Annotated in this window: 23 protein-coding genes, 1 tRNA gene and 1 riboswitch; of the genes, 19 read left to right on the forward strand and 5 right to left on the reverse strand. The window is 61.3% G+C overall.

The window, feature by feature from the left end:
- Positions 1-247: 247 nt before the first annotated feature.
- The 12 genes from AOA59_RS02280 (at position 248) to AOA59_RS02335 (ending at position 14,294) form a co-directional block, all read left to right on the forward strand.
- Positions 248-1,870 (forward strand): methyl-accepting chemotaxis protein, encoded by a 1,623-nt coding sequence (locus tag AOA59_RS02280; protein ID WP_099485716.1) that lies wholly within the window; start codon positions 248-250, stop codon positions 1,868-1,870.
- A gap of 157 nt (positions 1,871-2,027) precedes the next feature.
- Positions 2,028-2,131: riboswitch (guanidine-I (ykkC/yxkD leader) on the forward strand.
- 60 nt (positions 2,132-2,191) lie between these two features.
- Positions 2,192-3,259 (forward strand): putative urea ABC transporter substrate-binding protein, encoded by a 1,068-nt coding sequence (locus AOA59_RS02285; protein WP_099485718.1) that lies wholly within the window; start codon positions 2,192-2,194, stop codon positions 3,257-3,259.
- Between the two features lie 12 nt (positions 3,260-3,271).
- The gene (locus AOA59_RS02290; RefSeq protein ID WP_099485719.1) at positions 3,272-4,087 is read left to right on the forward strand and encodes an ABC transporter permease; all 816 of its coding nucleotides are present in this window, start codon (positions 3,272-3,274) and stop codon (positions 4,085-4,087) included.
- Positions 4,084-4,848 (forward strand): ABC transporter ATP-binding protein, encoded by a 765-nt coding sequence (locus AOA59_RS02295; protein WP_099485721.1) that lies wholly within the window; start codon positions 4,084-4,086, stop codon positions 4,846-4,848. Before AOA59_RS02290 ends, AOA59_RS02295 begins: the two co-directional genes overlap by 4 nt.
- Positions 4,845-5,570: an urea amidolyase associated protein UAAP1 gene (locus AOA59_RS02300; protein ID WP_056857391.1), complete on the forward strand. Its 726-nt coding sequence runs from the start codon at positions 4,845-4,847 to the stop codon at positions 5,568-5,570. The genes AOA59_RS02295 and AOA59_RS02300 overlap by 4 nt, the downstream gene beginning before the upstream one ends.
- Before the next feature lie 9 nt (positions 5,571-5,579).
- Entirely contained in the window at positions 5,580-6,209 is a 630-nt protein-coding gene (locus tag AOA59_RS02305; RefSeq protein WP_099485722.1) for an urea amidolyase associated protein UAAP2, read from the forward strand.
- Positions 6,210-6,450: 241 nt separating this feature from the next.
- Positions 6,451-10,089, forward strand: coding sequence for an urea carboxylase (gene uca / locus AOA59_RS02310; protein ID WP_099485724.1), 3,639 nt, complete (start codon positions 6,451-6,453; stop codon positions 10,087-10,089).
- Positions 10,090-10,117: 28 nt separating this feature from the next.
- The gene (gene atzF / locus AOA59_RS02315) at positions 10,118-11,890 is read left to right on the forward strand and encodes an allophanate hydrolase (protein ID WP_099485726.1); all 1,773 of its coding nucleotides are present in this window, start codon (positions 10,118-10,120) and stop codon (positions 11,888-11,890) included.
- A gap of 51 nt (positions 11,891-11,941) precedes the next feature.
- Complete coding sequence (locus AOA59_RS02320; RefSeq protein ID WP_017137305.1) at positions 11,942-12,154, forward strand: cysteine-rich CWC family protein; 213 nt, start codon at positions 11,942-11,944, stop codon at positions 12,152-12,154.
- Positions 12,154-12,846: a pseudouridine synthase gene (locus AOA59_RS02325; RefSeq protein WP_065929096.1), complete on the forward strand. Its 693-nt coding sequence runs from the start codon at positions 12,154-12,156 to the stop codon at positions 12,844-12,846. Before AOA59_RS02320 ends, AOA59_RS02325 begins: the two co-directional genes overlap by 1 nt.
- Positions 12,847-13,151: 305 nt before the next feature.
- On the forward strand, positions 13,152-14,036 hold the full coding sequence (locus AOA59_RS02330) for an alpha/beta fold hydrolase (protein ID WP_099485728.1): 885 nt from the start codon (positions 13,152-13,154) through the stop codon (positions 14,034-14,036).
- A 184-nt stretch (positions 14,037-14,220) separates the two neighbouring features.
- Positions 14,221-14,294 (forward strand) — tRNA-Gly (locus tag AOA59_RS02335).
- Between the two features lie 83 nt (positions 14,295-14,377).
- On the opposite strand, the gene AOA59_RS02340 is transcribed toward AOA59_RS02335, so the two are convergent.
- Together AOA59_RS02340 and AOA59_RS02345 are read right to left on the reverse strand one after the other, a co-directional pair.
- Complete coding sequence (locus tag AOA59_RS02340; RefSeq protein ID WP_099485730.1) at positions 14,378-14,692, reverse strand: DNA-binding transcriptional regulator; 315 nt, start codon at positions 14,690-14,692, stop codon at positions 14,378-14,380.
- Positions 14,693-14,815: 123 nt separating this feature from the next.
- Complete coding sequence (locus AOA59_RS02345) at positions 14,816-15,055, reverse strand: DUF6124 family protein (RefSeq protein ID WP_056857397.1); 240 nt, start codon at positions 15,053-15,055, stop codon at positions 14,816-14,818.
- Positions 15,056-15,519: 464 nt separating this feature from the next.
- On the opposite strand from AOA59_RS02345, the gene AOA59_RS02350 reads away from it, so the two are divergent.
- Together AOA59_RS02350 and AOA59_RS02355 are read left to right on the forward strand one after the other, a co-directional pair.
- Positions 15,520-15,813, forward strand: a complete 294-nt coding sequence (locus AOA59_RS02350; RefSeq protein ID WP_026013719.1) for a type II toxin-antitoxin system RelE/ParE family toxin — start codon at positions 15,520-15,522, stop codon at positions 15,811-15,813.
- 2 nt (positions 15,814-15,815) lie between these two features.
- A complete protein-coding gene (locus AOA59_RS02355; protein ID WP_056857399.1) occupies positions 15,816-16,124 on the forward strand; it encodes an addiction module antidote protein in 309 nt (102 codons plus the stop codon).
- Here the strand turns inward: AOA59_RS02355 and AOA59_RS02360 are convergent.
- Positions 16,109-17,308 carry an MFS transporter gene (locus AOA59_RS02360; RefSeq protein WP_099485732.1) on the reverse strand — a complete coding sequence of 400 codons (1,200 nt, stop codon included), beginning with the start codon at positions 17,306-17,308 and terminating at the stop codon, positions 16,109-16,111. The two genes, AOA59_RS02355 and AOA59_RS02360, sit on opposite strands and share 16 nt — an antisense overlap.
- On the reverse strand, positions 17,305-18,468 hold the full coding sequence (locus tag AOA59_RS02365; protein ID WP_099485733.1) for an MFS transporter: 1,164 nt from the start codon (positions 18,466-18,468) through the stop codon (positions 17,305-17,307). The genes AOA59_RS02360 and AOA59_RS02365 overlap by 4 nt, the downstream gene beginning before the upstream one ends.
- Before the next feature lie 95 nt (positions 18,469-18,563).
- Between AOA59_RS02365 and AOA59_RS02370 the strand changes: the two genes are divergently transcribed.
- The 5 genes from AOA59_RS02370 to AOA59_RS02390 all read left to right on the forward strand — a co-directional run bounded on the left by AOA59_RS02370 (position 18,564) and on the right by AOA59_RS02390 (position 21,227).
- Positions 18,564-19,457 carry a LysR family transcriptional regulator gene (locus AOA59_RS02370; RefSeq protein WP_099485735.1) on the forward strand — a complete coding sequence of 298 codons (894 nt, stop codon included), beginning with the start codon at positions 18,564-18,566 and terminating at the stop codon, positions 19,455-19,457.
- Between the two features lie 167 nt (positions 19,458-19,624).
- Entirely contained in the window at positions 19,625-19,807 is a 183-nt protein-coding gene (locus AOA59_RS02375; RefSeq protein ID WP_099485737.1) for a type II toxin-antitoxin system HicA family toxin, read from the forward strand.
- A 22-nt stretch (positions 19,808-19,829) separates the two neighbouring features.
- Positions 19,830-20,240 carry a type II toxin-antitoxin system HicB family antitoxin gene (locus AOA59_RS02380; protein WP_099485739.1) on the forward strand — a complete coding sequence of 137 codons (411 nt, stop codon included), beginning with the start codon at positions 19,830-19,832 and terminating at the stop codon, positions 20,238-20,240.
- A 74-nt stretch (positions 20,241-20,314) separates the two neighbouring features.
- On the forward strand, positions 20,315-20,638 hold the full coding sequence (locus AOA59_RS02385; RefSeq protein ID WP_065929087.1) for a hypothetical protein: 324 nt from the start codon (positions 20,315-20,317) through the stop codon (positions 20,636-20,638).
- Between the two features lie 88 nt (positions 20,639-20,726).
- Positions 20,727-21,227: a methylated-DNA--[protein]-cysteine S-methyltransferase gene (locus AOA59_RS02390; protein ID WP_069788522.1), complete on the forward strand. Its 501-nt coding sequence runs from the start codon at positions 20,727-20,729 to the stop codon at positions 21,225-21,227.
- Here the strand turns inward: AOA59_RS02390 and AOA59_RS02395 are convergent, their stop codons facing one another.
- Positions 21,228-22,010 carry an N-acetyltransferase gene (locus AOA59_RS02395; RefSeq protein ID WP_099485740.1) on the reverse strand — a complete coding sequence of 261 codons (783 nt, stop codon included), beginning with the start codon at positions 22,008-22,010 and terminating at the stop codon, positions 21,228-21,230. It abuts the gene before it with no gap.
- Between the last annotated feature and the right edge of the window lie 13 nt (positions 22,011-22,023).

Here is a 22,023-nt window from a genome sequence, read left to right on the forward strand (position 1 = left end):
TTTCGCCGAATGACACAGTATCGGACATCGAAAACCAGATCTGGTGCGTTTTGGTAATAACTTGATACATGAACGTAGGCGGTCGATACAATCCGTTGCGCATCCCGGTAACTATCAAGTTACTTTATCGATTCAGTAAATTTTGCTGGCCCGGAACCTTGTCGATTGCGATGATGTCACTATGACATTGCACATAGCCAGGGAGGCTCTATCGTGCGCCCCTCGCCAATATCGCCGGATTAGAGTCATGAAAATTTCAACCAAGCTGCTGCTTTCATTCCTACTGTGCGCGCTGGTCACCCTCGGGGTTGGCCTGCTGGGCATCAAAAGCGTCGTGCGCCTTTCCAGCGCATTGGAACTCACGTTCTCCAACAACCTGGTTTCCGTCAGCAGCACGGCAAGTACGCTCAATGGTCTGGTCGCCCACAACCGTGGTCTGTACCGTTTGCTGGACGCCAGCAAGGGCGACGTCTCCGCCCAGGACCGCGACCGCGTGACCCAGGACATCGCCAACGAACTCAAACGCAGCCAGAGCGCCTACGCCACCTACCGCGCCACGCCGCTGGCAGACGACGAACGGGCAGCCGGTGACAAGCTCGACCAGATCTGGCCCACCTACATCAGCAACTCCGAGCGCATCGTCGCGATGATGAACGGCGGCCAGCTCGAGCAGGCGCGCGCTCAGCTCAACAGCACCAACAATGAGCTGTTCCGTCAGGCGCGCGAGCTGATCCGTGTGATTATCGATTCCAACAACCGCCAGATCCAGGAAGGCGCCGCCGCCGCCGCCGACCTGCGCAGCAGCGCCTTGACCTGGATGATCAGCGGCATCGTGCTGGCCTTCATCATCGCCCTCATCATTGGCGTGCTGATCACCCGCCTGATCACCCGCCCTATCGCCCAGGCCGTCGAGAGCGCCCAACGCATTGCCAAGGGTGACCTGACCCAAGCCATCATCACCGACCGTACCGACGAAGCCGGAAAATTGTTGATGGCATTGGCCGACATGCAGGGCGGGCTGAAAAGCACGCTGGTGGAAATCGCCAACGCCGCCGATCAGCTCGCCTCCGCCGCCGAAGAACTCAGTGCGGTCACCGACGAAAGCAGCCGTGGCCTCACGCGCCAGAATGACGAAATCCAGCAAGCCGCCACTGCCGTCAACCAGATGACGGCGGCGGTGGATGAAGTGGCCAGCAATGCGGTGTCGACCTCCGAAGCCTCGCGCCAGGCCACCACCGAAGCGGAGGAAGGCCGTGAGCAGGTAGCGCAGGCCGTGTCCGGCATGAGTTCGATGGTAATCGAGATCAACGATTCGACACAATCGGTGGCCGACCTGGCCGGCCAGGTGCGCGAGATCGGCAAGGTGATCGACGTGATCCGCGGTATCGCCGACCAGACCAACCTGCTGGCCCTTAACGCCGCCATCGAAGCCGCACGCGCGGGTGAGCAAGGCCGTGGTTTTGCGGTGGTGGCCGATGAAGTCCGCGCGCTGGCCCATCGCACCCAGACCTCCACCGTCGATATCGAAAAAATGATCGGCGAAGTGCAGGTCGGCGCCGATGACGCCGTGGCCGCCATGAACAAAAGCCTGACCTGGGCCAACAACACCCAAACCCTGGCGCAAAACGCCGGCGAAGCCCTGGAACGCATTACCGCCAGCGTGGCGAAGATCAACGAACGCAACCTGGTGATCGCCTCGGCTTCCGAGGAGCAGGCCCAAGTGGCCCGCGAAGTGGATCGCAACCTGCTCAACATTCAGGACCTGTCCACCCAGACCGCTGCCGGTGCCAACCAGACCAACGCCTCCAGCCAGGACCTGTCGCGCCTGGCCACCTCATTCAACGTGCTGGTCAGCAAGTTCCAGTTGTAACCGCCTCATTGCAGTGCGCCAACGCACCCGAGTGGCGCACGCACACCCCTCTTCCCCGCCACGCCCGGCCGTAAACCGGGCCTCTGGCCCAGTTGGCACGACTCTCGCTTTGCCTCTCCCGTGCAGGATTCATCACAGGTTCGCGGCACCACAATTTGCAATGGCCGACTAGGGTTCCGGCTCGCTTGAAAGGCGAGTGGCTGGTCCGAGAGTTGGCGACCTCCAGTTGAGGTTACACGGCGGGATAAAAGCCCGGGAGACAAGCCACCGTTCGCGGTGCCGCGTTGCTCCTGCTCGCCCATGTTCAACTGGAGAAGCCCCATGCCCGCAATCCGTTTACCCGCCCTGCTCGCCGCCGCCCTTGCCGCCGTGCTGAGCTTTCAAACCCAAGCTGCTGCCAAAGACCACTTCAGTGTGTGCTGGACGATCTATGCCGGCTGGATGCCGTGGGAATACGCCGGCAGCCAAGGCATCCTCGACAAGTGGGCCAGCAAGTACGGCATCAAGATCGACATGGTGCAGCTCAATGACTATGTCGAATCCATCAACCAATACACCGCCGGCCAGTTCGACGGCTGCACCATGACCAACATGGACGCCCTGACCATTCCCGCCGCCGGTGGTGTGGACAGCACCGCGCTGGTGGTCAGCGACTTCTCCAACGGCAACGATGGCGTAGTGATCAAGGGCACCGGCAAGACCGTGGCCGACCTCAAGGGCATGAACGTCAACCTGGTGGAACTCTCGGTGTCCCACTACCTGCTGGCCCGCGCCCTGGAGTCGGCCGACCTCACAGAAAAAGACCTCAAAGTGGTCAACACCTCCGACGCCGACATCGCCGCCGCCTTCAACACCGACCAGGTGCAAGCCGTGACCACCTGGAACCCGATGCTCTCCGAGATCAAGGCCAAGCCGGGCGTCACCCAGGTGTTCGACTCCAGCAAAGTGCCCGGCGAAATCATGGACATGATGGTGGTCAACACCCAAACCCTTAAAGACAACCCGGCCCTGGGCAAAGCGCTGACCGGCGCGTGGTTTGAAGTGGTTGCGCTGATGAACGCCAAAAACGCGGCCAGCACCGAAGCGCTTGAACATATGGCCAAGGCTTCCGGCACCGACCTCAAGGGGTTCCAGGCGCAACTGGACACCACCAAGCTGTTCGCCACGCCCAAGGAAGCCCTGGCGTTCGCCACCAGCGCGCAATTGCCCGCCACCCTGCGCAAGGTCGCCGAGTTCTCGTTTGAACACGGCCTGCTCGGCGAAGGCGCCAAGGACGCCAGCGCCGTGGGCATGAGCTTCGCCAAGGGCGTGACCAGCGGCGACACCGCCAACCTCAAGCTGCATTTCGACCCCAGCTACGTGCAGATGGCCGCCGACGGCACGCTGTAAGAGGACCCGGCCATGCGCCTGATCAACCGTCACCCGGAACGCTCCAGCCGCCTGCTGTTGGTGCTGCTGCCCTTCGCCCTGCTGCTGTTCGCCTACTTTGTAGGCTCGGCCGAGCGCCTGGCGGATAACCCCAACGACAAACTGCTGCCCAGCGCCGCGCAAATGGGCGACGCGGTGAAACGCCTGGCGTTCAGCGCCGATACGCGTACCGGTGAATATGTGCTGTGGCAAGACAGCGCCTCCAGCCTGCGCCGCCTGGCGATCGGCTTAGGCATCAGCGCCCTCGCCGGCCTGTGTCTGGGGATTGCCGCCGGTACGCTGCCGCTGTTTGGCGCGCCGTTGTCGCCCCTGCTCACGGTGCTGTCGATGGTGCCACCTTTGGCGATATTGCCGATTCTGTTCATCGTGTTTGGCCTGGGCGAACTGTCCAAGGTGATGCTGATCGTCATCGGTATCACCCCGGCGCTGGCGCGTGACCTGGAGCAACGCGCGCGGGAAATCCCCGTCGAGCTGCTGGTGAAAGCGCAGACCCTCGGCGCGTCCACCTGGACCTTGATGCTGCGCGTGGTGCTGCCGCAATTGCTGCCACGCCTGCTGATCTCGCTGCGGCTGATGCTCGGCTCGGCGTGGTTGTTCCTGATCGCCGCCGAAGCCATCGCCTCCACCGACGGCCTCGGCTACCGGATCTTCCTGGTGCGCCGCTACCTGGCGATGGACGTGATCCTGCCCTACGTGGTGTGGATCACCCTGCTCGCCTGGCTGATGGACTGGGGCCTCAAAACCCTCACGCGGCGTGCCTTCCCCTGGTACGAAGGAGCGCGCGCATGAGCTTTATCAGCGTCAACCATGTGTGGCAGCGCTATGGCGACCAGGTGGTGCTCGAAGGGCTCAACCTGCACGTCAATGAGGGTGAATTTTGCACCCTGGTGGGCACCTCCGGTTGCGGCAAATCGACCTTCCTGCGCCTGCTGCTGGGCCAGGAAACCGCGAGCAAAGGCCAGATCCTGCTGGACGGCCAACCCCTTGCCGGCGAGCCGGATGCCAGCCGTGGCGTGGTGTTCCAGCGTTATTCGGTGTTCCCGCATCTGACGGTGCTGGACAACGTTGCCCTGGGCCTGGAACTGCCGCGCTCACGCCTGCTGGGTCGGCTGTTCGGCAAAGCCAAACAAGAGGCACGGGAACAGGCCGCCGCCCTGCTGCAAAAAGTCGGCCTCGGCCACGCACTGGACAAATACCCGGCGCAGCTCTCCGGCGGCATGCAGCAACGCCTGGCCATCGCCCAGGCCCTGATCATGAAACCCCGCGTGTTGCTGCTGGACGAACCCTTCGGCGCCCTCGACCCGGGCATTCGCAAAGACATGCATCAGCTGTTGCTGGCGCTGTGGCGCGAAACCCGGCTGACGGTGTTCATGGTCACCCACGACCTCAGCGAAGGCTTCAGCCTCGGCACACGCTTGCTGGTGTTCGACAAAGTCCGCGTCGACCCCCAGGCCCCCGGCGCCTATGGCGCGCGCATCACCTACGACATCCCTTTGAACAGCGAGCGCCGCAAAGCGCTGGCCGCCGAACTTGGAGCGACTTGCAAATGACCGATTCCATTGAACTGTTCCCACCCTTCGCCGAAGAAATGCTACCCGGCGGCGGCCACCGCTCCTTTGTGCTCAAGCGCGGCCAACTGCTGCGCCTCACGGATATTCGCGGCGGTGCCAACGTCAGCCTGACCCTGCTCAATGCCAACGAAAAAACCGAGCGCCTGAACCTGCCCGACAGCCTCAAATGCCAACACACCGCCAAACTCACCCGCGGCCACTGCCTGTACTCGGACATGGGCCGCGTGCTGGCCGCCATCACCGCCGACACCTGCGGCTGGAGTGACAGCATCGGCGGCGTGCTGTGCGCCGCCGAGGTCGCTGAAAAGTACGGCCAGGGCCGTTATCAGGAGCTGCGCAACGGCTTCTTGCGCAACGGCACCGACAACCTGCTGGTGGAGCTGGGCAAGTGGGGGCTGGGGCTTTCCGACCTGTTGATGACCCTCAACCTGTTCAGCCGCGTCAGCGTCGACGAAGGCGGCGGCCTGCATTTTGTGCCGGGCAATTCCAGGGCGGGTGACTACATCGAACTCTACGCGCCGATGGACACGCTGGTGGTGCTGACCGCACTGCAACACCCGATGGACCCCAACCCGAACTACGCGCCGCAACCGCTGAAACTCAGTTGGATGAACGCCGATTCCAGCGTCGCCGAACACTGCCGCACGTCGCGCCCGGAAAACGAGCGCGGCTTTATCAACACCGACCGCCTGTTCGCCTGAGGAGCTGCCATGCCTACTGCACTGAAACAACCCGAGGCGGCCGTGTACCGCGCCACCATTCCCGCCGGCGAGCCATGGCTGATGGAAGTCAGCGCCGGGCAGACCCTGCGCATCCTCGACCTGGAGGGCAACCAGGCCGTCGACACGCTGTTCTACAGCCGCAAAAACCCCAAGGAGCGCTACGACGTGCAACGCACCCTGCGGCGGCAAAACCGTGTGTACCTGAGCACCGGCAGCGTGCTGTATTCCAACCTCGGCCAGCCGATGCTGACCATCGTCGACGACACCTGCGGGCGCCATGACACCCTCGGCGGCGCCTGTGCCCAGGAGAGCAACACGGTGCGCTACGCCCTGGAAAAACGCTACATGCACAGCTGCCGCGATAACTACCTGCGCGCCTGCGCCCACGACGGTCGGCTGGGCAAAGGCGACATCGGGCCGAACATCAATTTCTTCATGAACGTACCGGTGACCGCCGACGGCGGGCTGACCTTTGAAGACGGCATTTCCGCGCCCGGCAAGTACGTCGACCTGCGCGCAGAGATGGACGTGATCGTACTGATCTCCAACTGCCCGCAACTGAACAACCCATGCAATGGCTACAACCCGACCCCTGCGGAGTTATGGGTATGGAACTGAAAATAAAACACCTGCGCCGTTGGCTCTTCGCCCTGTGCCAAGCCCGAGCCGGGCAATGCATCCGAAAACCCTAGCGATCAACTGTGGGAGCTGGCTTGCCTGCGATAGCGGTCCATCAGCCAACCGATAAGCTGACTGCCCTACCGCCATCGCGGGCAAGCCCGGCTCCCACACTAACCCCATGCACTGCGGACGACCGCAGTGCTCCCTCACTTTGCGGGACGGCCCGCAGGGTTTTGCCATGTTCGAAAAACTCTTGATCGCCAACCGTGGCGCCATCGCCTGCCGCATCCTGCGCACCTTGCGCGATCTGCAGGTCAAAGGCATCGCCGTGTATGCGGAAGCCGACGCAGCCAGCCTGCATATCCAGCAAGCCGACGAAGCCTACAGCCTCGGCGAAGGCGCGGCGGCGGCGACCTATCTGGCAGTGGAAAAAATCCTCGCCACCGCCAAGGCCTGTGGCGCCAAGGCGATTCATCCTGGCTATGGCTTTCTCTCGGAAAACGCCGCCTTTGCCCAGGCCTGTGAAAATGCGGGCATTGCCTTCGTCGGCCCCACGCCGGAACAGCTGCGCGTATTCGGCCTCAAGCACACCGCGCGGGCCTTGGCCAAGCAGCATCAAATTCCCTTATTGGAAGGCACCGAGCTGCTCGACAGCCTCGATACCGCGTTGCCGGCAGCCCATACCGTGGGCTATCCGGTGATGCTCAAAAGTACCGCCGGTGGCGGTGGCATCGGCATGCGTGTGTGCCGCAGTGCCGCCGAGTTGAGCGAGTCTTTCGAGGCGGTCAAACGCCTGGGGCAAAACAACTTCAGTGACGCCGGTGTGTTTATCGAAAAATACATCGAGCACGCCCGCCACCTGGAAGTGCAGGTGTTCGGCGACGGTTTGGGCGAAGTCATCGCCCTTGGCGTGCGCGACTGTTCCGTGCAACGACGCAACCAGAAAGTCCTCGAAGAAACGCCCGCGCCGAACCTGCCCGAAGGCATGGCCGAGGCCTTGTGCACGGCCGCCATCAGCCTGGCCAAGGCGGTTAATTACCGCAGCGCCGGCACCGTGGAATTCATCTTTGACAGCGCTGATGGCCGCTTCTACTTCCTCGAAGTGAATACGCGCCTGCAGGTAGAACACGGCGTCACCGAACAGGTCTGGGGCGTGGACCTGGTGCGCTGGATGGTGCAATTGGCAGCGGGTGAATTACCCGCGTTGAGCGAATTGAAGTTGCGCCCTCAGGGCCACGCGATTCAGGCGCGGCTGTATGCGGAAGACCCCGGCAAGGACTTCCAGCCGAGCCCAGGCCTGTTGACCCGAGTGGACTTCCCGACGGCTGAAGGTTTGCGAATCGACACCTGGGTGCAAGCCGGTTGCGAGATCCCGCCGTACTTCGACCCGATGATCGCCAAACTCATCACGTGGGCGCCGACGCGCGAACAGGCGCGTCTGGATCTGCATCAGGCCTTGAGCGACAGCCAGCTCTACGGCGTGGAAACCAACCGCGACTACCTGCGCCAGATCCTGCTGGCCACGCCGTTTGCCGACGGCCGCCCGTGGACGCGTTGCCTGGAAGGCCTGGTCTACAGCGCCAGCACCTTCGAAGTACTCAGCCCCGGCACCCAAACCAGTGTGCAGGACTATCCTGGCCGCCTCGGTTACTGGGCCGTCGGCGTGCCGCCGTCCGGGCCGATGGACAGCCGCGCACTGCGCCTGGGCAATCGCCTGCTGGGTAACGACGACGGCGCGGCGGCACTGGAAATCACCATGAATGGGCCGCTGTTGCGCTTCAATTGCGCGGCGGTGGTGGCTGTCACGGGTGCAGACATTGCGCTGTTGCTGAATGACCAGCCGGTGCCGATGAACACCTCGTTGCGGGTTGAAGCAGGCTCGACGTTGAGCCTTGGCAGTATTGCTGGAGCCGGTGCGCGCAGCTACTTGTGCCTGCGCGGCGGGTTGCAAGTGCCAGATTACCTGGGCAGCAAAAGCACCTTCACCCTCGGCCAGTTCGGCGGGCACGCCGGGCGCGCTTTACGCACGGGCGATGTGTTGCATTTGCTGCCACTGACAGACGCCGAGGCCGGGCAACAATTGATCGCTGAACCCTTGCCAGCGGTGCGCACGCTCCGGGTGATTTATGGTCCGCACGGCGCGCCGGAATACTTCAAGCCTGAGTACATCGACACCTTCTTCGCCACCCAATGGGAAGTGCACTTTAACTCCAGCCGCACCGGCGTGCGACTGATCGGGCCAAAACCTTTATGGGCGCGCACGGACGGTGGCGAAGCGGGGCTGCATCCGTCGAATATCCATGACAACCCCTATGCCATCGGCGCGGTGGATTTCACCGGGGACATGCCGGTGATCCTGGGGCCGGATGGGCCGAGCCTGGGCGGGTTTGTGTGCCCGGTGACGGTGATCGAGGCGGACCTTTGGCAACTGGGGCAACTCAAGGCCGGGGACAAACTGCGGTTCGAACCCGTGAACCTCAAAACCGCCCGCGACCTCGCCCTGAAATGGGATCAATGTGGGAGCTGGCTTGCCTGCGATACAGCCAACTCACTACCTCAGGCAGACCACAGTGACGCCATCGCGGGCAAGCCCGGCTCCCACATTGACCGTGGCCCACTTAAGATCGGATCGCCTGTGGTGCTGGAGGTGGGTGAAGGCGACACCCGCCTCATCGCCCGCCTCGCGGGCGACACCCACCTGCTGCTGGAAATCGGCGCCCCCGAGCTGGACCTGGTGCTGCGCTTTCGCGCTCATGCGCTCATGCAAGCCCTGGAAACTCTCGCCCTGCCGGGCGTTATCGACCTGACCCCAGGCATCCGCTCCCTGCAAATCCACTACCAGCCGGAACAACTGCCGCTGGCCGATTTGCTGGTGCTGATCACCACGCAATGGGCTGCCGTGTGCGCCACCCCCAACCTGCAAGTGCCCTCGCGCATCGTGCACTTGCCACTGTCGTGGGACGACCCGGCGTGCCAGCTGGCGATCGAAAAATACATGACCACCGTGCGCAAGGACGCGCCGTGGTGCCCGAGCAACCTGGAGTTCATTCGCCGCATCAACGACCTGGCCAACCTCGACGAAGTACGCCACACGGTGTTCGATGCCAGCTACCTGGTGATGGGCCTGGGTGACGTCTACCTCGGCGCCCCGGTGGCCACGCCGCTGGACCCGCGCCATCGGCTGGTGACCACCAAATACAATCCGGCCCGCACCTGGACTGCCGAAAACTCGGTGGGCATCGGCGGCGCCTACCTGTGCGTGTACGGCATGGAAGGCCCAGGCGGTTATCAGTTTGTGGGGCGCACCTTGCAGATGTGGAACCGCTACCGGGAAGTCGCCGCGTTTGATGGCAAGCCATGGTTGTTGCGCTTTTTTGACCAGATCCGTTTTTACCCGGTGACGGCTGATGAGCTGGTGCAGATCCGCCGCGATTTTCCGCTGGGCCGATTTGAATTGAGCATCGAGCACAGCCAGTTGAACCTCGCGCAGTATCAGGATTTCCTCGCGCGCGAAGCCGCAAGCATTGGCGCGTTTCGTGAGCATCAGCAGCACGCCTTCAATGCCGAGCGTGAGCGCTGGATCGCCAGCGGCCAGGCGCATTTCGACAGTGAAGAACTCGCAGCACCAACAGGTGCAGACACGCCGTTGCAGGCCAACCAAATCAGTGTCGACAGCCCTATCGCGGGTAACCTCTGGCAAGTCCAGGTGGGGATGGGTGAGCAGGTGTCGGCCGGTGATGTGCTGGTGATTCTGGAGTCGATGAAAATGGAAATCCCGGTAGTGGCGCCGTTCGCCGGCACCGTGCGCGAGATCCCCGTGCAACCCGGCAGCGGCATCGGCGCCGGGCAACGGGTGGTGGTGCTCGAACGTGACTGACTCTTCTATTTCTAAAGGCGGACAAGCCATGAACCTGCAATTGGACAACCTGCGCAATGCCTACCTGAGCGGCGACACCACACCCCGTGACGTGCTGCGGCAACTGCGCGAAAAAGCCACGCATTTGAACCCCGACTATCACCTGTTTATTCACCTGCTGACCGAGGCGGAACTGGAGCCCTACCTGGCCGCATTGGACGCGCGCGACCCAGCCCAATTGCCGTTGTTCGGCGTGCCGTTTGCGATCAAGGACAACATAGATTTAGCCGGCATTCCCACCACCGCCGCGTGCCCGACGTTCGCCTATGTGCCGCAACGCAGCGCGAGCATTGTCGAGCAGTTGATCGCCCTGGGCGCGGTACCAGTGGGCAAGACCAACCTCGACCAGTTCGCCACCGGCCTCAATGGCAGCCGCTCGCCGTATGGCGCGTGCCCCAACAGCGTGTTGCCGGAGTATCCGTCGGGCGGCTCCAGTGCCGGGTCGTCGCTGGCCGTCGCTTTGGGTGTCGCAAGTTTTGCCCTGGGCACCGACACCGCAGGTTCCGGGCGAGTGCCGGCGGCGCTGAATAACCTGGTGGGGCTCAAGGCGAGCAAAGGCTTGATCTCCACAGCGGGCGTGGTGCCGGCGTGCCGCACGCTGGATTGCGTCACCACCTTTACCCGCACTGCGCGCGAGGCCAGCCAGTTACTGGCGTTGACCGCCAGGCTCGATCCGTTGGATGCGTACAGCCGAGCAAACCCGGCGTGGAATGATGCGTCGGCGTTTGGCGCACCCCGCGCATTTCGCTTTGGCGTGCCGCGCGAGCAGGACCTGGAGTATTTCGGCTGCGAGCAAGGCCCACAGCTGTTTGCGCAGGCCATCGACCGCTTGACGGCGCTGGGTGGTGAGCCGGTAACTTTGGACCTGTCGCCGTTCCTTGAAGCCGCGCGCCTGCTCTACGAAGGGCCGTGGGTGGCCGAACGCTACAGCGTGGCCGGCGAACTGATGGAGCAAAATCCCGAGGCCGTGCTGCCGGTGATTCGTGCGGTGCTGGCCAAGGCGCCTGCGGTGAACGGCGTGGAGACCTTTCGCGCCCAGTACCGCCTGCAAGCCTTGAAAGCCCAGTGCGATGGCTTGCTCGAAGGCCTCGACTGCGTACTGACGCCCACCATCGGCCGCCCGGTGACGCTGGAAGAACTGCGCGCCGAACCGGTGCTGCGCAATGCCGAACTGGGCTACTACACCAACTTCATGAACCTGCTGGACTACGCCGCCGTCGCCGTGCCCTGCGGCTTTATGCGCAACGGTTTGCCTTGGGGCGTGACGCTGTTTGGCCGGGCATTTACCGACCAATACCTGTTGGGCGTGGCGGATGCGTTGCAGCGCCAGCACGATACGTCGCTGCCTGTGCCGGTCGGCAGCGCCAGTCATGACCTGACGCGGCTGGTGGTGTGCGGCGCGCACCTGCAAGGGCTGGCGCTTAACGGCCAATTAGTGCGGCGAGGTGCGCGCTTGCTGGAGCGCACCCACAGCTCGGCCGACTATCAACTGTTCGCGCTGGCTGGTGGGCCGCCCTATCGCCCCGGCATGCTGCGGGTAAGCGAAGGCGGCGTGGCCATCGAGGTGGAAATGTGGGAGCTGCCGAGCCGCGAACTCGGCTCCTTCCTCACCGGCATCCCTGCGCCGTTGGGTTTGGGCAAAGTGCAACTGGCCGACGGACGCTGGGAAACCGGCTTCATCTGCGAGCCCTACGGCTTGACGGGCGCCGTGGACATCAGCCATTTCGGCGGCTGGCGCGGTTACTTGCGCAGCTTGCAATAGCACGGCGGCGCTGTATCGTGCAGGGAATTGAGCGATACAGCCCGAACCGACATGACCACACCCACCCTTTGCCCCGCCTGCGGTGCCCGCAACGACTGCACTCTGGCCGACCCGCGTACCGCCGACCAAGCCTGTTGGTGCTACAGCGTCACCATCGACCCGGCGGTGCTCGAAGCGCTGCCCGATGAACTGCGCAATAAGGCCTGCCTGTGCCCACGCTGTGCGCAGGTAGATGCGCAATTGCGTGGGGCTGAACAGCCGTAATGCGCGTTGATCGTTTCCTCAGCAACCTGCCGCGTTTCAATCGTAAGCAAGTGCGTGTGCTGCTGGTTGAGCGACGGGTGACGGTCGATGGCGTGGCCGTCAGCGAACCGCACCATGACGTGCGAGCATTCAGCCGCGTGTGTGTCGATGACGAGGTACTGCAAGCCGGCAAACCGGCGCGTTATTTCATGCTGCACAAACCCCAAGGCTGTGTGAGCGCTACCGCCGACCCGGTGCACCCCACGGTCCTTGATCTGCTGGATGAACCGGACAAGAGCGAGCTGCATATCGCCGGCCGTCTGGATTTCAACACCACCGGGCTGATGCTGATCACCAACGACGGCCAGTGGTCGCGGCGCCTGACCCAACCCCAGACCAAACTGCCCAAGGTTTACCTCGTTGAAACCGAGCAGGACATTGGTCCTGAGTATGCAGTGACCTTTGCTGCGGGCCTGTATTTCGCCTTCGAAGACCTCACCACCCAACCCGCCGACCTTGAGCTACTCGGCCCAAGGACCGCACGCCTGAGCATCATCGAAGGCCGCTACCACCAGGTGAAGCGCATGTTCGGGCATTTTAATAACAAGGTAATCGGCCTGCACCGTGAGCGGATGGGGCCTTTGGTGCTGGATGCCACCCTTGCGCAGGGCGAATATCGGGAACTGACCGACGAAGAAATCCGACAGGTCTGACGACCGTTCGGCCGGTGATGGCAAAAAACCAGCTTGGCGCCTTGCGAGCTGGCGACGGTGCTGCTTGAATCAAGACGTCAGCCAAATGATGACTGGCGAGTCGCCCCATAACCTCCAAGAAACACCTTGCCCCGCCCGCGCTTGATCTACGGGCCTTTCAGGCAAACAGCCCGCCACAACAACAGCCGTCGGCCAGCCGCTATCGGACCGGCATGGGCCCTCATCTTCCAGGCGTATGCCTACCTGTCATAAAGCTCGTGCAGAGTGATCTGCGCGCCCTACCCGCTTGCCAGGAGTCTTACGACATGAGGCCAGAAATCGCTGTGTTGGATATACAGGGTCAGTATCGGGTTTACACGGAGTTCTATCGCGCGGACGTTGCTGCAAAGACCATCATCCTGGTCAATGGCTCCATGGCCACCACGGCATCCTTCGCTCAAACCGTGAAAAGCCTGTACCCGCAATTCAATGTGGTTTTGTACGACCAGCCCTACGCTGGCCGCTCCAAAATCCATAACCGTCATGAGCACATGCTGACCAAGGAAGTCGAAGGCCAGATCCTGCTGGAACTCATCGAGCACTTCGGCGCCGAACACGTGCTGTCGTTCTCCTGGGGTGGCGCCGCGGCCCTGGTCGCCCTCGCCCACCGCCCGTGCCGGGTGGAAAAGGCGGTGATCAGCTCGTTCTCGCCGGTGATCAACACGCCCATGCGCGACTACCTCGAACGCGGTGTCGACTACCTCGGCAACCTCGACCGCCACAACGTCGGCCACCTGGTCAACAGCACCATCGGCAAACACCTGCCGTCACTGTTCAAGCGCTTCAACTACAAGCACGTAAGCGGCCTGGCCGAGCATGAATACGGGCAGATGCACTTCCACATCAGCCATGTGCTCAACAGCGACAGGCTGTGCTACCTCAAAGCCGCCAGGCAGATCGACATTCCGGTGCTGTTTTTGAATGGCGAATGGGATGAGTACACCAGCGCCGAAGATGCCAAGCTGTTTGGCCAGCACGTGGCCAACAGCAGCTTCAGCACCATCCAGGCGACCGGGCATTTTCTGGACATGGAGCACAAGGCGGCCTGCCGAGACAGCCGGGATGCGGTGGTGGGCTTTTTGAAACCAGAACGCCATGTGAGCCGGTTGCGTTATCACCAGGGCCAGACGCAGCATGCGTTTGCTGTCTGAAAGGCGGCTTATGTGGGAGCCGGGCTTGCCCGCGCTGCAGGCGCTGCGGTGTGTCAGTCACACTCAGGTGATGCAATCGCAGGCAAGCCAGCTCCCACACAAGCTTGATGAACCCAACTCACACATTTTTCGAAGAAAAACTTCAAATCCCGGCGAACATCTGGTACAAAGTCAGCCGCTTTGAGCGGGTATAGTTTAATGGTAGAACAGTAGCTTCCCAAGCTTCCGACGAGGGTTCGATTCCCTCTACCCGCTCCACTTCTGCTTTTCCCTCGTTTTACGCGTCATTCCCCACGTGCCCACATGAGCATGCGCTCGGTAAATATGGGGCTCTCAGCGAGTCAAACGGCGTGCAGCCGCTCAACCATATCCGGAAAGCGCTCAACCAGCTTAATCAACAGTGCTGTCTGAGCATTTGGCTTGGACTTGGATTGCTCCCAGTTTTTCAACGTATCAGGACTGGTCCTGATCTGTCGGGCAAATACCGGCTGTGACATGTGCAACTTTTCACGGATAAAAACGATTTCAGCCGCCGTCACCTCTGGTGGTGCAAGAGCCTCCACTTCGTACTGACGAAGGGTGATCTTCCCTTGTCGGTGTTCAGCCATCTCGCCAACACCCTGCATCAACTCCCCAAACAGATCGCGCTTTTTCATTTCCCACCTCGTCTTTTCAGCTCTGCAACAATCGCAGCTTTCACGCAAAACCTAAAATTTGGCTCCCCTTCCCCTTGGTATGTGCGGCCTGGGAAGGCAAGCCTGTTGCAGGGCGTGAAAAACCTACGCGGCGCGGTCGACGCGGTCTTGCGCCGCTTCTACCAGCATCAGCCCCAGTTCGATCATTTGCTGAATGGCCAAGGCCAGGTAGCGATGTTGAGAAGGCAGGCTTTCGGCGAACTCGTTGGTCATGGCACCCGCGCCGGCAATGGTTTCGTAGGCGTTGGCGAGCAAGGCTTCGGTGTTGGCTTCGGGGCGAACGCTGAACAGGGTCGCGGTTGGGTTACAGGCGTCAGTACACATCTGTTGATCCTCGGTAAGGACCACCTTCCAGTGCTACTAAACAATGGGTGGCGGCTGTATGCAGGTTAGTAGACCGGCGGATCAACGAAACCGGCGCACCCGAAAGTGCCCTGCGTACAGCCACCATTGAGAACAGACATCGAGATGCCTGACTGATAGGACAGCCATACGCCGTTGATCAAATCGGGCTACTAAACCCGACCGCTGATGGGCAGCGGCAGGCGAACCTTAAAGGGCTCGTCCAAGGCATACAACTCAGACGATTCTGCGTGTTGTGTAGGCAATAACGCAACATTCAGGACCGCCGTACCGTTCTCCTTCAGACCGTAAATTCTGGCAATAGGAAAACCCTGAAGAACGTTTGAAACCGGCACGCCCTCGCAGCACTCTCCCCAGCCTTCGACACAGACGTGTCTCTTGCCAACACGTATCCAAGTAGATACAGTGAAACTCTGTGAGGCCCCGTGCGTTATTCGATCCAGCAAACCCAAGCCTTCACTCAATGGTGCTCGGCAATCCGCGATCTGCGCGCAAAAATCACCATTGCTCGACGTATTGAGCGAGCCAGTGTGGGCAATCTGGGTGATTTCAAGGTGCTGGGCGGCGGTGTTTCAGAGATGCGGATAGACGTGGGTGCGGGTTATCGCGTTTATTTCACCCTGCGCGGCAGGGAGGTCGTCATCTTGCTGGCAGGTGGCGACAAGTCTTCACAAGAGGCCGATATACGGCGAGCAAAAAAATTAGCAAAGGAGGTTTGATCATGGCTCAAACACTGACGACATTTGATATGGCCGAGCTGCTCGACAGTGATGAGGCCATCAGCGAATACCTTTCTCAGGTGCTGGCAGACGGTGACAACGAGGAGTTCCTTCGAGCATTAGGCTATGTAGCCAAAGCCCGTGGCATGACAAAGATAGCCACTGATGCGGGCGTAGGACGCGAGAGTTTGTACAAGGCATTTGCCCCAGGCGCCAAACCTCGTTTTGAAACGGTTCTGAAGGTGCTTCACTCACTTGGCATTGATCTGTTGGCTCGGCCTGGGCATTCCAGCAATCACTCGATTGCCTGAGGCGCACACCCCTGTTGCACCACCCACGCCAACGGTAGCGTCACCAACAACATGCCCGCCAGCACCATCACCGCCACCGGCACGCCCAGTGCATCGCCGACACCCCCAAACAGCACCGGCGCCAGCGCGCCGCCGCCGATTGTGCCGGTGTAAAACACTGCAAACGCTTGCTCGCGTTTACCCGCCGCCGCCAGGTCCGGCACGGCGCCGTACAGCACTGAAGAAGTGCCATTGAGCATCAGGCCCAGCAGCGGCAGCATCACCATCAGTCCATTCAGCGGCAGGTACACGGCGGCAACGATCAGCAGCGCCGTGCTGGTTTCCGTCAGCCATACGGTTTTCATCATGCCGATGCGGGCACCGAGGTAGCCGCAGAGCAATTTGCCGAACGCGCCACCGATAAACAGCAGCGTCAACGCCAGGCCGATGCCGGCAGTTCCCGCGCCTTTGGCTTGCAGCAGAAACGGCAGAAAAGTGAGAAAGCCCATGCGCACGGCGCTGTCAAGGGTACCGGTAAGAATCAACGCGCGCAGGCCGGTGACAGAGCCCGTTCCGCCAGTCGGCTTGGCCGTTTTTGTAGACACGGATTCGGCTATTTGCGCAGGCACCAGCCACCACAACAACCCCGCCGCAGCCAGGCCGAGCAACCCCAACAGTGTGGCACTGGCGCGCCAACTGATGACGGTGAGCAGCAAGCCGACCAAACCCGGGATCAAGGTTTTGCCGATATCGCCGGAAAAATTGTAGTGGGACAGCGCTTGCTTGACCCCGCCGCCGTTCTCGTAAGCATCAGTAATCATCGAAGAGGCTAATGGGTGTTGGGTGCTGGCGCCCAAACCGCCTAACAGCAACGCCAATAGCAGCAGGCTCAGCCCAGTGGCTTGCCCTACCAATAAGTACGCAACGCCCGCCAGCGCAGTGCCGCCCACCAGCATCGGCAGACGCCCCCAGCGCCGCGCAGCACGGCTGGCCATCAGCTGGAACACGGCCATCATCCCGGAATAGGCACCGCGCAATAAGCCGATCTGCGCGTAGGAAAGCGCGAACTGCACTTGCCAAATTGGCAGCAGCACATAGATCACATCCGTAAGGCCATCGTGTACGGCATGGGCGCCGCAGCCGGCGATCAGCGAGCGGCGGCGGGTCGAGGTTTCGCGGGCAGGCACAGCGATGGCGTCGTTCATGAGGCTTGGATCAACTCAGGTTTAAGAGGCTTCCAGCCCGTCAGGGCGATCAGCAACGTCAGCAGTTGAAAACCGATAATCAGCGCTACACACCCAGCCCAGCCCCAGCGCTCCCACATCAAGGCGGGGACGATGGCACCACAACTGCCACCCAGGTAATAACACGTGAGGTAAACGCCCACGGCACTCGCCTTGTTACCCTGCGCAGTGGCGCTGATGAACGCGTTAGCGGCGGCCTGGGCGAGAAAGACCCCGGTCGAACTGAGCGCCAGCCCCGCCACGATGCACCACAGCGACGGCGCCAGGGTCAGTGCCGAGCCGCTGATGCCCAGCACGCCCGCGACGGCCAGCAGCTCGGCGTGAGGCCGGGCTTGGCTGAGGCGGCCGGCGATCGGGATCACGATCAAGGCCAGCAGAAACACCATGTACAGCGTGCCCAAGGCCGCAGGCCCGAGGTTAAAAGGCGGTAGGCCAAGGTACAGGCCCGCGTAGGTAAAGGCCGCAACCTGGGAGAACAACACACAAAACCCGACGGCGTAGGCAGCCACCAACGGCTTGCGAAAAACGCCTGACGAAGCAGCCTTGACCGGTGCGACTCGCGGCGGGTTATCGGGCAGCAAAAACTGAATGAACCCACCGACCATCACGCTCAATACAGCCAACAACTCAAAGGCCTCGCGCCAGCCGACATATTCGGTCATCACGCCGGTGACGAAGCGCCCAGCGAACCCGCCCAGTACGGTGCCCGCCACATAGAGGCTGGTGACTTCGGTCACCGTGGCGCCGCGCCAGCGGTCGCCGATGTAAGCCACGCTGGTGGCAAACACCACCGGGATCAACATACCTTGCACAAAACGCCACACCAGCACTTCGGCAAAGCTGCCGGCGTAGGCGGTCATCAGCGCGGGCACAGCCAGTAACAGCGCGGCCACGGCGATGACCGTACGCTGCTCGAAACGCCCGGTCAGCCGGCCGACAAACGGCGCGGTAATCGCTACTGCCAGGGTGGTGACCGTAATACTCCAGCCCGCCGCCTTAGCGCTGATATGAAACTGCGCGGCGAAGGTGGTCAGGATGCTCTGGGTGGCATACAGGTTCAGAAACGCCGCGCAGCCACACAGGAACAGGGCAAGACGGGCACAATGCAGGCGCGGTTTCATGAAACCTCTCGTTTTATTTTGTGAGGTCTTTATAGAATGGCCAGCGGGTCTTAAACCAATACCGAATTCGAACCGATCAATACCCAGGGATCAGGATGCTCGACCTACGCAAGCTGCGTTACTTTCTGACGGTCGCCGAAGAACTGCACTTCGGCCGCGCAGCCCTTCGCCTGCACCTGGCCCAGCCGCCGTTGACCCGGCAGATCTCGGCGCTGGAAACGGAGTTGGGCTTCAAGTTGTTTGATCGCACCAGCCGCACGGTTTCCCTCACCGCCCAGGGCCGTTCGTTCCTGCCCTATGCGCGCGGCGTGTTGGAACAGGTGGAACTGGCACAGGTCGTCGCCGGTAAATTGGCCGCCGGGACCGCCGGGCAACTGACCTTGGGTTACGTCAGTTCGATCGCGCTGTCGGACCTGTTCAGCCATGCGATCCAGGCTTTCGCCCAGGGTTTCCCCGATGTGCAACTGACCTTGGTGGAGTGCGCTTCCGGCAGCTTGGGCGCGCAAGTGGCGGATGGGCGCCTGGATGTCGGGCTAAGCCGCCTGTTGCCGCAAAGCCAGGCCGTGCAAGCGTTGTCGCTGGGTGAGGAGCGTTTGTGGGCGGCGGTTTCCAGTGATAGCCCGTTAGCCCGCCAAACGCAGGTGAGCCTGGCGCAGCTCAGTGCTTACCCGCTGATTCTGTTTCCGCCCGATTACGGGTCGGGGTTGAACCAGTCGATCGAGCAGTTGTACCGACACCACGGCGTGCCCCTGCGTGCCGGGCCGACCGGGCGGCAGATCACCTCGATCATTGCGTTGGTGGCCGCCGGACAGGGCGTGGCGTTGGTGCCCGAATGTACCCGCAGCTTGATGAACAAGGGCGTCACCTATAAACCCATTGTCGAGGTGGATGCCTGTGCGCAACTGTTAGTGCTGACACCTGCAGCCGGCAAAAGCCTGTTGGCTGACGCATTTCTCGCGGTGCTCGCCCAGGCTTTACACACCGAGTAACACCTCGAAAATCCCCGCAATACCTCTCTACGACGCCGTTTTCAAAGGCTCATACACTTCATTCAGCACTTACCGAAACGCCGGTCGTCAGCCGTCGGTAGGTAGAGTGTTGATAATTTATTTTCAGTGGTTATAGTCGCCACCAACACACACCACAAGGAGGTGCTGTGGATAGCCGATATTTGATAGGTCACATTGTTGCGGATGGCTGGTACCTGGTGCCCACCCGGGGCAGTCACCACCACTTCAAACACCCGACCAAACCGGGGTTGGTGACGATTCCTCATCCCAAGAAGGACCTGTTGGACAAGACCGCCAAGAGCATTTTGAAACAGGCGCTGCTGAGCTGAGCGTCCCTGGAGGGCAATAGACATGCTTTACCCCATCGCAATTTCAACCGGTGACCAGGAAAACGCCTGGGGCGTGGAAGTGCCGGATATTCCCGGCTGCTACTCCGCCGGCGACGACCTTGACGACGCCCTGGCCATGGCCCGCGAAGCGATCGAAGGGCACTTCGAAATCCTCGCAGAGGATGGCGCGCCGATACCCCCTGCACAAAAAGTCACCCTGCACGCGGCCAACCCGGAATATGCCGGCTGCATTTGGGCCGTGGTTGATATTGATGTCACTAAATACCTGGGCAAAGCGCAGAAGCTCAATATCACCCTGCCGGGTTACCTGCTCAATCGAATTGATGAATACGTGTTGCATCATCCTGAAGAAAAAAGCCGTTCCGGCTTTCTGGCATCGGCAGCACTAAAGGTTCTGCAGCAGGAACATTGACTTAAGCAAAGTCCTAAAGCGACGAAGACGACCTTGGTTAAAATGCGCACCTGTCTTACCCATGAGCAGAGCCAATGCGCGTGCCTGTACAAAAAACTGAGAACCAAGTAGTTAGAAAGGTGGTGGGGCTGGTATTGATCATTCCACTGCTGTTACCGCTGACGCCAATCCCTTTCGGCCTCGGGCGCATGGCGTCGACAGCGGCTCTGGCGGGATCCATCTATGGCGTATGGTATTCAAGGCAGAACGCCAGTCGAGGCATCACACTGTGCGCAACCGCCCTTGCGCTACTTAACCTCGGTTCATGGGTGGCACTGTCGACGCCCTCGATCATCTGGTTCATCGTTTTCGTCGCTTGGGCCTATGGTTCCGGTAGCTGGATTCACTGGAGCATTTAGTCCCTGCAGGATTTGACCGCAAGAAACTGGGTTTCCCAACCGCCCACAAGGTGGAAAGTGGCACCCTACATTTCCAAGGAATCCGCTCATGCCTTACCACTACAAGCTCATGCCCTCCCCCGTCGGCCAGCTCACCCTGGTGGCACGCGACGGCAAACTCAACGCCATCCTGTGGGAAACAGAACGCGCCAATCGCGTGCGCCTGGGCGAGTTGCAGCAAACCGACGACAGCCCGGTGTTACTGGAAGCCGAGCGCCAGCTAGAGGAATACTTCACTGGCACTCGCCAGCAGTTCGATCTGGAGCTGGACTTCGACGGCACCGATTTCCAAAAACAAGTCTGGCAGGCCCTGCTGACCATCCCCTTCGGCGAAACCCGCAGCTACAGCCAGATTGCCCAGCAGATCGGCAACCCCAAGGCCGTGCGCGCGGTAGGCGCAGCCAATGGCCGCAACCCCATCTCGATCATTGCGCCCTGCCACAGGGTAATAGGCGCCTCGGGCGGGCTGACCGGGTTTGCCGGAGGCCTTGAGGCCAAGCAGTATTTACTGGCGCTTGAAGACCGCGGCCAGGCAAAGCTGGCCCTCTGATTACGCGTCTGCAATGGCGTCACGGGTAAAGGCCCGGCACTCGTACAAAGGCTCGAAACCTAATTGCCGATACAACGCGAAGGCACCCTGCGAGGCCTCTAGAAAGCATCGCAGGGCCCCGAGGCTCGACGCGTGAAGCAAAGCGGCGTGGATCAATCGGGAGGCGTACCCTCTGCCACGAAACCCCAGGGTTGTGCCGATGTCGCTAAGCCGGGCCTCGCCATCACACAGTGACAACACCAACGAAGACCTCACCTGCCGCTCATCGGACAAGGTGAAGTGGTATAGCGCCTGACCCGCGTCCAGGGCCCGCTGATGGCGGGCCTGATAACGCGCAACCTCCTCGGGCAGTCTCATGAACGCACTGCCAAAGGGCTCAGCCCAATCGTTCATGTTCCGCGTCAGTTGGACCTGCACACCGCTATCGCCCACCCATGGCGCCAGGCCCGCCAGGTCACCCACCATCGCGGTGGTCTTTTCGACCGGCTTAAAGCCGTGTGCCAAAAACACCTCACCCAGCTCTTCGACCTTTTTTTCATGGATCACCATGCGTATTGCCTGCGTGGTACGCCGGACAAGTTCCAGCGGCGCGGCCAAAGCGTTATCCGGCAAAGAGCTGCCGACCCGGATAAACAATAAATTGAACGGGCTGAAATACTCATCCGTGAAATAAGCGTTGATGCCGCCGCCGTATCGGCGATGCGTTGAGCACACAGCAGCAAAAAAATGCTCTTCGGTTTTAGCGTAGAGCGTGGGCAAGTCGCAGGCGGCGTTAACGTGCATGGGAGAACATCCG

Origin of the sequence: Pseudomonas sp. 2822-15 (genome assembly GCF_002742515.1) — a bacterium.
Lineage (GTDB): Bacteria > Pseudomonadota > Gammaproteobacteria > Pseudomonadales > Pseudomonadaceae > Aquipseudomonas > Aquipseudomonas salomonii.